General features: G+C 69.7%; 11 protein-coding genes and 1 pseudogene. 5 read left to right on the forward strand and 7 right to left on the reverse strand.

Annotated elements, in window-relative coordinates; genetic code table 11:
• Positions 1-352: 352 nt before the first annotated feature.
• Positions 353-655: pseudogene (locus tag ACZ6TB_RS28010) on the forward strand (IS30 family transposase); the annotation flags it as partial.
• 129 nt (positions 656-784) lie between these two features.
• Here ACZ6TB_RS28010 and ACZ6TB_RS28015 read toward each other — a convergent pair.
• Together ACZ6TB_RS28015 and ACZ6TB_RS28020 are read right to left on the reverse strand one after the other, a co-directional pair.
• Positions 785-1,555 (reverse strand): isoprenyl transferase, encoded by a 771-nt coding sequence (locus ACZ6TB_RS28015; RefSeq protein ID WP_465558650.1) that lies wholly within the window; start codon positions 1,553-1,555, stop codon positions 785-787.
• A gap of 163 nt (positions 1,556-1,718) precedes the next feature.
• Positions 1,719-3,569, reverse strand: a complete 1,851-nt coding sequence (locus ACZ6TB_RS28020) for a phosphoenolpyruvate carboxykinase (GTP) (RefSeq protein ID WP_465558652.1) — start codon at positions 3,567-3,569, stop codon at positions 1,719-1,721.
• A 233-nt stretch (positions 3,570-3,802) separates the two neighbouring features.
• Between ACZ6TB_RS28020 and ACZ6TB_RS28025 the strand changes: the two genes are divergently transcribed.
• From ACZ6TB_RS28025 to ACZ6TB_RS28035, 3 genes are all read left to right on the forward strand, one after another.
• Entirely contained in the window at positions 3,803-4,567 is a 765-nt protein-coding gene (locus tag ACZ6TB_RS28025) for a sigma-70 family RNA polymerase sigma factor (protein WP_465558654.1), read from the forward strand.
• A 61-nt stretch (positions 4,568-4,628) separates the two neighbouring features.
• Positions 4,629-5,177, forward strand: coding sequence for a GtrA family protein (locus tag ACZ6TB_RS28030; RefSeq protein ID WP_465558656.1), 549 nt, complete (start codon positions 4,629-4,631; stop codon positions 5,175-5,177).
• A 28-nt stretch (positions 5,178-5,205) separates the two neighbouring features.
• Positions 5,206-5,820: a GtrA family protein gene (locus ACZ6TB_RS28035; protein ID WP_465558658.1), complete on the forward strand. Its 615-nt coding sequence runs from the start codon at positions 5,206-5,208 to the stop codon at positions 5,818-5,820.
• On the opposite strand, the gene ACZ6TB_RS28040 is transcribed toward ACZ6TB_RS28035, so the two are convergent.
• Genes ACZ6TB_RS28040 through ACZ6TB_RS28050 form a run of 3 tightly spaced genes read right to left on the reverse strand, consistent with a single transcriptional unit; the run spans position 5,786 to position 7,988 of the window.
• Positions 5,786-6,370: a PH domain-containing protein gene (locus ACZ6TB_RS28040; protein ID WP_465558660.1), complete on the reverse strand. Its 585-nt coding sequence runs from the start codon at positions 6,368-6,370 to the stop codon at positions 5,786-5,788. The genes ACZ6TB_RS28035 and ACZ6TB_RS28040 overlap by 35 nt on opposite strands.
• A gap of 4 nt (positions 6,371-6,374) precedes the next feature.
• Complete coding sequence (locus ACZ6TB_RS28045; protein ID WP_465558662.1) at positions 6,375-7,229, reverse strand: biotin--[acetyl-CoA-carboxylase] ligase; 855 nt, start codon at positions 7,227-7,229, stop codon at positions 6,375-6,377.
• A 9-nt stretch (positions 7,230-7,238) separates the two neighbouring features.
• Complete coding sequence (locus tag ACZ6TB_RS28050) at positions 7,239-7,988, reverse strand: hypothetical protein (RefSeq protein ID WP_465558664.1); 750 nt, start codon at positions 7,986-7,988, stop codon at positions 7,239-7,241.
• A gap of 405 nt (positions 7,989-8,393) precedes the next feature.
• On the opposite strand from ACZ6TB_RS28050, the gene ACZ6TB_RS28055 reads away from it, so the two are divergent.
• Positions 8,394-9,968, forward strand: a complete 1,575-nt coding sequence (locus tag ACZ6TB_RS28055) for an acyl-CoA carboxylase subunit beta (RefSeq protein WP_465558666.1) — start codon at positions 8,394-8,396, stop codon at positions 9,966-9,968.
• A gap of 7 nt (positions 9,969-9,975) precedes the next feature.
• Here ACZ6TB_RS28055 and ACZ6TB_RS28060 read toward each other — a convergent pair whose 3' ends face one another.
• On the reverse strand, positions 9,976-10,698 hold the full coding sequence (locus ACZ6TB_RS28060; protein ID WP_465558668.1) for a M50 family metallopeptidase: 723 nt from the start codon (positions 10,696-10,698) through the stop codon (positions 9,976-9,978).
• Positions 10,699-10,721: 23 nt separating this feature from the next.
• Entirely contained in the window at positions 10,722-10,955 is a 234-nt protein-coding gene (locus ACZ6TB_RS28065) for a hypothetical protein (protein WP_465558670.1), read from the reverse strand.
• Positions 10,956-11,071 lie beyond the last annotated feature (116 nt).

The raw sequence follows: 11,071 nt of genomic DNA on the forward strand, positions 1-11,071 counted from the left end.
AGGGTGGGTCGGGCGTGCGTCGTGGGGTGTGGGTGGGGACATTTACGGTTGGGGTGGGGGGGGGGGGGGGAGGGGGGGGCGGGGGGGGGGTGGGGGGGGGGGGGGGGGGGGGGGGGGGCCCGCCCCCCCCCCCTACGCCCGAAACCCCGCAAGCTCACCACCGACCCTGAACTACGTGACGCTGTGCAGGACGGGTTGGACCTGCGGTGGAGTCCGGAACAGATCGGGGCACGCGTACGCCGCGAGTATCCCGACCGGCCGGAGCTTTCGATGACACCCGAAACCATCTACCAAGCCCTTTACCTGCAAGGCCGCGGCGAACTGCGCCGCGAGGTGCCGCCGCGCTGCGCACGTCCGAGACGCCCTGATCGACACCATCCGCGGGCTGCCGCAGCAGTTGCGCCGGTCACTGACCTGGGACCAGGCAGCGAAATGCACCTGCACCACCAATTCACCCTGGCCACCGACATGACCGTCTACTTCCGCGACCCACACTCACCCTGGCAACGCGGCTCCAACGAAAAACACCAACGGCCTGCTACGCCAGTACTTCCCGAAATCCACCGACCTGACCGTGCACGACCGCGACCACCTAGACGCCGTGGCCGTGCAACTCAACGGCCGACCCCGCAAAACCCTCAACTGGGACACCCCGCCGAACGCTTCACCACCCTCCTCGCACAAGCCAGCTGACCAGCCATGTTGCAACGACCCCAGAATCCGCCAACCGGGATGGGGAAAAGAGGCCGCGCGCTACCGGGAGGGGAAGAGGCCGTGCCGGTCGCTAGGCGCCGAAGCGGCGCTGGCGGTTGGCGTATGAGCGTAGGGCTCGCAGGAAGTCGATGCGGCGGAAGTCGGGCCAGTTGGCGTCGTGGAAGTAGAACTCCGAGTGGGCCGACTGCCAGAGCAGGAAGCCCGACAGCCGCTGCTCGCCGCTCGTGCGGATGACCAGGTCGGGGTCGGGCTGGCCGCGCGTGTAGAGGTGCTCGGCGATGTGCTCGACGTCGAGGACCTCGGCCAGTTCCTCCAGCGTGCCGCCGCGGGAGGCGTGCTCCTGCATGAGCGAGCGCACGGCGTCGGCGATCTCGCGGCGGCCGCCGTAGCCGACGGCCATGTTGACCTCGACGCCGATCGTGCGGTCGCGGGTCTTCTCCTGGGCCGCCTTCAGCGTTGCGGCGGTGGGCGCCGGCAGGATGTCGAGCGCGCCGACCATGCGCAGCCGCCACGGGTTGCCGTCCTCGGCCAGCTCGGTGGCGAGATCTTCGATGATCTTCACGAGCGGGTCGAGCTCGACGGCCGGGCGCCGCAGGTTGTCGGTGGCGAGCAGGTAGAGCGTCACGTGCTTGATGCCCGCCTGGTCGCACCAGGTGAGGAGCTCCTTGATGCGGGCAGCACCGACGCGGTGGCCGTCGTTGGGGTCGACGAAGCCCATTTCCTTGGCCCAGCGCCGATTTCCGTCGCACATGACGCCGACATGCTGGGGCACGGGCTTGCCGGCCAGCTTTCCGGCCAGCCGCCGCTCGTAGAACGAATAGATCAGGGACCGCACACTCATCGCCCCAAACCCTAGCCCTCAGCGCGCGGGACGGCGTCGGCCGGGCGGTTAATACTCTTTGTCCGCCCCGAGGACGACCGAGGACGACCGAGGACGACCGAGGACGACCCGACGACGACCCGACGACGACCCGAGGCGGACAAAAAGCGACGAGGAAAGCAGATCAGTCGGCGAGCCGGGCTCGGAGGGCGTCGAGCTCGGCCCACAGGACGGCGGGAAGCTTGTCACCGAACTTGGTGAACCACTCGGTGACCTGAGGAATCTCGGCCAGCCACTCGTCGCGGTCGACGGCCAGCGCGGCCACGACGTCGTCCGCCGGGAGGTCGAGCCCGGTCAGGTCGAGCCCGGTCGGGGTCGGCACGTGACCGATCGCGGTCTCCACCGCCTCGCCGTGGCCGTCGAGGCGCTCGACGATCCACTTGAGCACGCGGCTGTTCTCGCCGAACCCGGGCCACAGGAAGCGGCCGTCATCGCCGCGCCGGAACCAGTTCACGTAGAAGATTTTGGGCAGCTTCGCGGCGTCGCCGGACGCGCCCTTGGCCATGTCGATCCAGTGCTGGAAGTAGTCGCCGGCGTGGTAGCCGATGAACGGCAGCATCGCCATCGGGTCGCGGCGGACCACGCCGACCTGACCGACGGCGGCGGCAGTCGTCTCGGACGAAAGCGTGGCGCCGAGGTAGACGCCGTGCACCCAGTCGCGGGCCTCGGCGACCAGCGGGACCGTGGTCTTGCGGCGGCCGCCGAAGAGGATCGCGTCGATCGGGACACCGCGCGGGTCGTGATACTCGTCGGCCAGGATCGGGCATTGCTCGATCGGCGTACAGAAGCGGCTGTTGGGGTGGCTCGAGGGACTTTCCGACCCCGGCGTCCAGTCGTGGTTCTTCCAGTCGGTGAGGTGCGCCGGGGGCGTGCCCATGCCCTCCCACCAGATGTCGCCGTCGTCGGTGAGCGCGACGTTGGTGAAGACCGAGTTGCCCCGGGCCAGCGTGCGCATCGCGTTCGGGTTGGTGTGGAAGTCGGTGCCGGGCGCGACACCGAAGAGGCCGAACTCGGGGTTCGTGGCCCACAGCCGCCCGTCCGAGCCGAAGCGCATCCAGGCGATGTCGTCGCCGACCGTCTCCACCTTCCAGCCCGGCAGCGTCGGCTCGAGCATGGCGAGGTTGGTCTTGCCGCAGGCCGACGGGAACGCGCCGGCGATGTAGCGGACCTGACCCTCGGGCGAGGTCAGCTTCATGATCAGCATGTGCTCGGCGAGCCAGCCCTCGTCGCGGGCGGCCACGCTGGCGATGCGCAGCGCGTAGCACTTCTTGCCGAGCAGCGAGTTGCCGCCGTAGCCGGAGCCGAAGGACCAGATCTCCCGCGTCTCCGGGAAGTGCGAGATGTACTTCGTCTCGTTGCACGGCCAGGCGACGTCTTCCTCGCCCTCCGAGAGCGGCGCACCGACCGAGTGCAGCGCCGGCACGAAATCGGCGTCGGCCTCCTCGAGTGCGGTCAGGACCCCGGCCCCCATCCGGGTCATGATCCGCATGCTGGCCACCACGTACGGGCTGTCGGTGAGCTCGACGCCGAACATCGGCTGCGGCGCGTCGAGCGGGCCCATGCAGAACGGGACGACGTACATCGTCCGCCCGCGCATGCAGCCCCGGTAGAGCTCCGTCATCGTCGCCTTCATCTCGGCCGGCGCCATCCAGTTGTTGGTGGGACCGGCGTCGGCCTCGTCGACCGAGCAGATGAAGGTGCGCTCCTCGACACGGGCGACGTCACCGGGGTCGGTGCGGGCCCAGAACGAGTTGGGCTTCTTGGCCGGATCGAGCCGGACCAGGGCGCCGGAGTCGACCAGGGCATCGGTGATGCCGGTCCACTCGGACTCCGATCCGTCGCACCAGACGATCCGGTCGGGCGTGGTCAGGGCTGCTACCTCGTCGACCCAGGCCAGCAGGCGCGGGTGCGACGTCGGGGGCTGAAGCAAGGTGATCTCCTTCGGTCGGCACTGACCAATGACCTCTGCGGTCATGGGAGTCACATGAGCCTAAGGCCGCGTCACGTGAGGTTCATCGGCAATTCCTGTGGAAGACCGCACAATCCTCGGAAGCTTTGCTTGCAGACGATCGATCCTTCGGTGAACAGCGCAGTTTCGCGCAACATCGCGAAAACGATGGCCGTTCGGCCCACTTCCACAAATCGGACGTAACCCCTTAAACTGCCGATATCTGGTCTTTCCGCCTAGTCCCCCTTCCGGAGGCAGGAATGACGATCCCGGCAGACACGCCGGACTCGGACACCGACTTGCTGACGGCGGTCCGGGGCGGCGACACCGCCGCCTACGGCACGCTCTACGAGCGGCACCGGGCGGCGGCACGACACCTCGCGTACGGGCTCAGCCGCGACCCGGCCGACGCCGACGACCTGGTCGCCGAGACCTTCGCCAAGGTGTTCGCGTCCCTGCGCGCCGGGCGCGGCCCGCTGGTCGCCTTCCGCGCCTATCTGCACACGACCATGCGGCACGTCTGCTATCACCGGGCCCGGCGCGACTCGCGCCTCGAGTTCACCGACGACCTGACCCGGTACGACGAGGGCGAGCCGTTCACGGACCCGGCGCTGGACCGGCTCGAGCGGTCGTACGCCGCCGCCGCGTTCCGCCAGCTGCCCGAGCGATGGCGAGACGTCCTCTGGCAGACCGCGGTCGAGGGCAACTCCCCGGCCGAGGTGGCCGGCATGCTCGGGATGACGCCGAACGCGGTGGCCGTCCTCGCCCATCGTGCGCGCGAGGGCCTGCGCAGTCTGTATCTGCAACAGCACGTGGCGGTGGCCGAGCACCCGGAGTGCCGCTGGGCCGGCGACCGGCTCGGCGGGCACCTGCGGGGCCGGCTCGCGCCGCGGGACGCCACCCGGATGCGCGCCCACCTGGCCTGGTGCGGCGAATGCCGGGCACGGTTCGCCGAGGTCAGCGAGATCGACGGGGTGGGTCACCGACCGTACCGGCAGCGTCACCCGGCACGATCAACCGGTTAAGACTCGCCAACGAAAAAACGCGCAAACAGCGGACCGTGACGACCGCCGGTACTCTCGGGACGTGCCCGATACCTCGCCGACGCAGCCATCCCGCCTGCGCGTCAAGCTTCGGGCGCTGATTCGCGAGCTCGGCAAGTTCGGCACCGTCGGCGCGATCTCGTTCGCGATCGACCTCGCCATCTTCAACGTGCTCCTCCAGAACGGCGTCGAGACGCTGTTCGCGAAGACGATCTCCACTGTGATCGCCACGACCGTCGCCTTCGCCGGCAACCGGTTCTGGACCTGGCGGCACCGGTCCCACGCGAACATGGCCCGGCAGTACACGATGTTCTTCGTGCTGAACGCGATCGGCCTCGGCATCGGCCTGGCCTGCCTGGCGATCAGCCACTACGGGCTCGGGCAGATCTGGCCGGCCCTGCGGACCCCGCTCGCCGACAACGTGTCGGGCCAGCTCGTCGGCACCGCGGTCGGCACGCTGTTCCGGTTCTGGTCCTACCGCCGCTTCGTGTTCCGCGACACACCACCCCCCGGTCAGGTCACCTCGGGGCAGCAACCCGGGCGTCCCGCGGCTAACGTGGCCTCGCCATCCCCCGTACGTGACTCGGCGTGACCGCCATTCCCTCCCGTTAGGTTTTCCCATGCCCTCAGCCAGCTCGCTGTCGGATCGACTGCGCCGTCTCGCGCCCGAGGCGATCGCGTTCGGTGTCATCGGCGCCGGTAACACGCTCCTCTACATGGCGATCACCTGGGCCGCCCTGCCGATCGGCGCGGTCAAGGCCAGCGTCATCGCGACGGTCGTGACCACCACGCTGGCGTACTTCGCGAACCGGTACTGGACCTACCGGAACCACACGCGCACGGCCCTGCGCCGGGAGTACACGCTGTTCTTCGGGTTCAACCTGGTCGGCATGGTGATCCAGTCCGGGCTGGTGGCGCTCGGCAAGTACGGGTTCGGCCTCACCGAGGAGCACGACGAGCTCGCCTTCATGGGCGTGACGCTGGTCGGCATCGTGATCGCGACCATTTTCCGGTTCTGGGCCTACCGCACCTTCGTCTTCCTGAAGCCGCCGGTGGACGGGCACGAGGCCGAGCTCGCCGAGCTGGACGCGGCGGCCGGTTTCGCCGAGCTCAGCGCCGAAGCCGAGCTCAGCGCTGCGGCCGAGCTCAGCGCTGCGGCCGAGCTCAGCGCTGCGGCCGAGCTCAGCGCTGCGGCCGAGCTCAGCGCTGCGGCCGAGCTCGACGCCACGCACTAGCTCGCGGCGGCGGCGCTACTTCCTCTTCCTCTTCTTCTTCCTCATCGGCGGGTTCTTCCTCATCGGCGGGCGCGCGCTCGATCAGCTCGTAGAGAGCGGTCTGGAAATGGTGCGCGTGCGGCAGCGCCGGCATGACCGCGGACTGCTCGCCGATCGAGTCGACGGTCAGCGTGCCGGTGCCGAAGAGACGGTCCAGCAGGGACTGGCTGAGCAGGTGATCGTTGATCCGGTTGAGCGGCAGATCGCGCCGCTCCCGGGCGAACACGCCGTCCTGCAGCAGGATCCGCTCGTCGGTCACCACGTAGTGGGTGCAGCGCCAGACGACGAGCGGCGCCAACCCGTACCGGATGCCGTAATAGCCCATGATGAGGGCGACCGCGCCGAACGCGAGGAACCCGCCGCTGTTCTGCGGCAGCATCACCCAGGCCAGAATCAGCGTGGCCAGGGCCAGCAGGGTGACCAGGGCCGGGCGGATCGCCGTCTTCCAGTGCGGATGCAGATGGAAGACGACCTCCTCCTCGTCGGTGAGAATCTCGTCCGGGAACGCCACGCGCTCAGCGTACGTGCAGCACGTCACCCGCCGAGACGCGAATGTCGGCGTCATCAGCCGTACGGATCACCAGCCGGCCATCGACGTCGACCGCCGTGGCCCGGCCGCTCACCTCGCCACCGCCCGGCAGCAGCGCCCGCACCGGCCGGCCGATCGTCGCGCACCCTCGCCGATACGCCCCGAGCAGGCCCGACAGCTCGGCGTCGCCGCCCGCCTCGCGCCACCCGCCGTACCAGCTGGAGACCCCGCGCAGCAGGGCGCGCAGCAGCGGATCGCGGTCGGTGCTCGCGGCGCCGGCCAGTCGCAGCGAGGTCGCGGGCATCCCGGTGGTCTCGGGCAGCTCCTCGGCGCGGGTCGAAACGTTCAGTCCGATCCCGACCACCACGGCGTCGCCGGTCATCTCGGCCAGGATGCCGGCGCATTTGCCGTCCTTGACCAGCAGATCGTTCGGCCACTTGAGGACGGCCTCGACCTCGGCGACCCGGCGCACGGCCTCGAGCAGGGCAACCCCGGCCAAAAGCGGCAACCAGGAGTACGCCTTCGCGGGCGCCGCGGGCCAGTCCCGTTCCGGATTGGGCACACCCGGGCGCAGCAGCATGCTCAGTGTGAGACCGGCCCGGGGCGGCGACGTCCACTGCCGGTCGCGGCGGCCCCGGCCCGCGGTCTGCTCCTCGGCCACCACCACCAGGCCCTCGGGCGCGCCGGCGGCGGCCGCGGCGGCGACGTCGGCGTTGGTGGAGCCGGTCGCCGCGCGCACCTCGATCCGGGTCCACAGCGAGTCGGGCGTGACCAGCGCTCGCTCGAGGCCGCGCACCGACAGGGGCGGGCGCTCGAGATCGCTGTACGGCGAGGCGTGCATCAACCGAGCCTAGTGCGGCGGCGGATCGGCCGCGTGCCGGCTCACGTAGACGGTGGTGCTGCGGTCGGGCTCCTCGGGGCGGGGCCGCGGGCGGGGCCGCCGGCGCGGCTCCTCCTTCTTGTCGTTCTTGTCGTTGCGGGTCGACCAGGAACGCGGCAGGCGGATGCGGCCGGGCCGGTCGTCGTTGCGCGGCCAGGCCGGGACGACCTCGGTCGGCTCGGAGATCGGGACGAGGTCGAAGCCGGTGGCGGGCTCGTAGTCGGGCACCGCGGGGAGGCGCTCGACCGGGCGGGGCCAGCCGTAGCCCTTGGCCGACGGCTCGGCGTCGCCGGCCAGGTCGACCGGGATCGGGGTCCAGTATTCGCCGGGCTCGGGCTCGTCGGACTGGTCGTGATACTCGGGGCGGATCCAGCCCTCGACCCGGTCGCCGAAGCGCTCGGCCCTCGGGGCGGATTCCGCCTCGTCGGCCTCCCTCTCCGGCTCTTCCGGTGTTTCCGGCATTGCGGTCTCGGACGGGAGATCGCCCCCGCCCTCGCCCTCACCCTCGTCCTCGTCGGCGAGGCCGATCGAGGCCAGGCCGCCGCGATCGTCCTCATCGGACCGGGCGCGCACCGGCTGCGCCTCGGAGGCCGCGACCAGCGCACGTCGCCGGCCTCGCCGCGCTCGGCGGGACATTTCGGGCACGACCGCCGGAATCGGGTGTTCGGCCATTCCCTCGGCCATCGCTTCGGCCGGCTCTTCGGCCATCGCTTCGACCATCGCTTCGACCATCGCTTCGGCCCGGATCGCCTGGCTCGGCGCTTCCTCCGCCGAACGCCGCGAACGCCGCGGCTTTTCCCGCTTTTCCGGCTTTTCCGGCTTTTCCCGACGCCCCGACGTCAGCGCCGGCCGCCGCCGCGGCGCCTCGATCGCCCGCGCCTGTCGCCGGCGCGAACCGCGACTTCCGCCCCCGAACAGGATCGCCCGGAAGCTGATCAATGTGGCGAGGCCCCCTGCGATGAGGGCGAGCCCGGCCGCGGTCATCCAGTTCGTCACGTCCAGAGTAACGAATAGGGCATTGGGTGCGAAACGCACCCGTAGCGACGCCCGCTTCCCGCCGCATTACGATCACGAGCGAGGCTCCTTTACGACCGTTCACGAACGCTCACGACCGCGAGGTTCACCGTGACGACGCAGCAGGACTCGGCCCAGGCCGACATCCACACCACCGCCGGGAAGCTCGCCGATCTCGAGCGCCGCACCGACGAGGCCGTGCACGCCGGCTCGGCCCGCGCGGTCGAGAAGCAGCACGCCCGCGGCAAGAAGACCGCCCGCGAACGGATCGACCTGCTGCTCGACGAGGGCTCGTTCGTCGAGCTCGACGAACTGGCCCGGCACCGCACCACCAACTTCGGCCTCGACCGGAACCGCCCGTACGGGGACGGCGTCGTCACCGGCTACGGCACCATCGACGGCCGCCAGGTCTGCGTCTTCTCCCAGGACTTCACCGTCTTCGGCGGCTCCCTCGGCGAGGTCTTCGGCGAGAAGATCGTCAAGGTCCTCGACCTCGCCATGAAGATCGGCTGCCCGATCATCGGCATCAACGACTCCGGCGGCGCCCGCATCCAGGAAGGCGTCGTCGCGCTCGGCCTCTACGCCGACATCTTCTTCCGCAACGTGCGCGCCAGCGGCGTCATCCCGCAGATCTCACTGATCATGGGCCCCTGCGCGGGCGGCGCCGTCTACTCCCCCGCGATCACCGACTTCACCGTCATGGTCGACCAGACCTCGCACATGTTCATCACCGGCCCCGACGTCATCAAAACCGTCACCGGCGAGGAAGTCGGCTTCGAGGAGCTGGGCGGAGCGCGGACGCACAACTCACGGTCGGGCAACGCGCATTACCTCGCCTCCGACGAGGATGACGCCATCGATTACGTACGGGCATTGCTCTCGTTCCTGCCGTCGAACAATCTCGATGAGCCGGTCGTCTACGAGGAGCTGGCCGCGCTGGAGGCGAGCGAGGCCGATCTGGCGCTCGACTCGCTCATCCCGGATTCGGCGAATCAGCCGTACGACATCAAGAAGGTCGTCGAGACCGTGGTCGACGATTTCCTCGAGGTCCAGCCGCTCTACGCGCAGAACATCGTCGTCGGCTTCGGCCGCGTCGAAGGACGGCCCGTCGGCGTGGTGGCCAACCAGCCCATGCATTTCGCCGGCACGCTCGACATCGCGGCGAGCGAGAAGGCGGCCCGATTCGTGCGCACGTGCGACGCCTTCAACGTTCCGGTGGTGACGTTCGTCGATGTGCCGGGCTTCCTGCCGGGCACGTCACAGGAATGGGACGGCATCATCCGGCGCGGGGCCAAACTCATTTACGCGTACGCCGAGGCGACCGTTCCGAAGGTCACCGTCATCACCAGGAAGGCGTACGGCGGTGCGTACGACGTGATGGGGTCCAAGCACCTCGGCGCGGATCTCAACTTCGCCTGGCCCACCGCCCAGATCGCGGTGATGGGCGCGCAGGGCGCCGTCAACATTCTCTACCGCGGCGAGATCGACACTCCCGAGCGGCGGGCCGAGCTCATCCAGGAATACGAGGACGCGCTGGCCAACCCCTACATCGCGGCCGAGCGCGGTTACGTGGACGCGGTCATCCGGCCCTCGGCGACGCGCGCGCAGGTCACGCGGGGACTGCGGACGCTACGGACAAAACGGGAGACGCTGCCGCCGAAGAAGCACGGCAACATTCCTCTTTAGCGCTGTCTCAGCTCGGCAGCCATTGGCCGGCCAGCAGGAACCCGCCGACCACGAGGGCGGCCAGGTCGACGATCAGGAAGACGCCGACCCAGAACAGCGCCGGGACGTGCGTGATGTGGGCGAGCTGGTCGGCGTCCGACTCGGGCATCCGGCCGCGGCTGCGCAGGCTCTGGAGCTCGAAGACGGGACGGACACCACCGAAGAGCAGGAACCAGACGCCGACGTACGCGAATGCCGCTTGCACCTGGGGCGAGGCATACCAGGAGACGATGAAGACGATCGCGCCCGTGATCAGCAGCGAGACGACGCCGAACAGGTTCCGCACGTTGATCAGCATGAGCAGCAGCAGGACCACGGCCAGCCAGAGCAGCAGCGTGATGCGGTTGCCGCCGAGTAGCCAGGCGCCGAGCACGCCGATCAGGGATGGCGCGATGTAGCCGCCGAGCAGCGTGAGCATCATCCCCGGCCCGGTCGGGCGGCCGGACGAGAGCGTCAGGCCCGACGTGTCGAACTCCAGGCGGATGCCGCGGAGCCGGCGCCCGGTGAGCAGCGCCATCAGGGCGTGGCCGCCCTCGTGCGCGATGGTCACCGCGTTGCGGGCGATCCGCCACACCGGGCGGAACGACACCGCCAGCAGGGCGGCCAGGGCGGTGAGCAGCACGAGAAGGCCGGGCGGGTCCGGCTGAGCGCCGAGCAGCTTGTCCCAGAGATCAGTCACACCGTCGATCACCCGGGGGACTGTAGCCGATCGCGCTATGCCCGCCGACGGGCCACCGTCTGCGTCGCGCGGGCCACGACGGGCGTGGGATCGGTCCGGCGCAGGATCGTGCGGGTGGCGAAGACGCCGCCGGCCAGCACGACGAGGCCGGCCAGCACGAGGGAAACGGTGAGCGCGCTGGTGGCGGCGACCAGGATCGCCAGGTCGGCGAGCGCGACCAGCATCCAGAGCGCGATCGTCGGCTTACTGCCGTGCCGTCGGCAGTTCATGGGACTGCACCTCCATCCGTGATGCCGAATGAATTACCCATTCATCCGGCTTCACGCACATCGGCTTCTTATTTCGGCTGGAAGCCCTGGTAGAGCAGCCGAAGATCGCTCTGCGA

The organism is Actinoplanes sp. NPDC051537 (assembly GCF_055586105.1).

Excerpts from the sequence above, each read along its gene's own strand:
- ACZ6TB_RS28015 (WP_465558650.1), bottom strand. The coding sequence starts at position 1,555 with ATGAGTGTGCGGTCCCTGATCTATTCGTTCTACGAGCGGCGGCTGGCC.
- ACZ6TB_RS28020 (WP_465558652.1), bottom strand. The coding sequence starts at position 3,569 with ATGACCGCAGAGGTCATTGGTCAGTGCCGACCGAAGGAGATCACCTTG.
- ACZ6TB_RS28025 (WP_465558654.1), top strand. The coding sequence starts at position 3,803 with ATGACGATCCCGGCAGACACGCCGGACTCGGACACCGACTTGCTGACG.
- ACZ6TB_RS28035 (WP_465558658.1), top strand. The coding sequence starts at position 5,206 with ATGCCCTCAGCCAGCTCGCTGTCGGATCGACTGCGCCGTCTCGCGCCC.
- ACZ6TB_RS28045 (WP_465558662.1), bottom strand. The coding sequence starts at position 7,229 with ATGCACGCCTCGCCGTACAGCGATCTCGAGCGCCCGCCCCTGTCGGTG.
- ACZ6TB_RS28050 (WP_465558664.1), bottom strand. The coding sequence starts at position 7,988 with ATGGTCGAAGCGATGGCCGAAGAGCCGGCCGAAGCGATGGCCGAGGGA.
- ACZ6TB_RS28065 (WP_465558670.1), bottom strand. The coding sequence starts at position 10,955 with ATGAACTGCCGACGGCACGGCAGTAAGCCGACGATCGCGCTCTGGATG.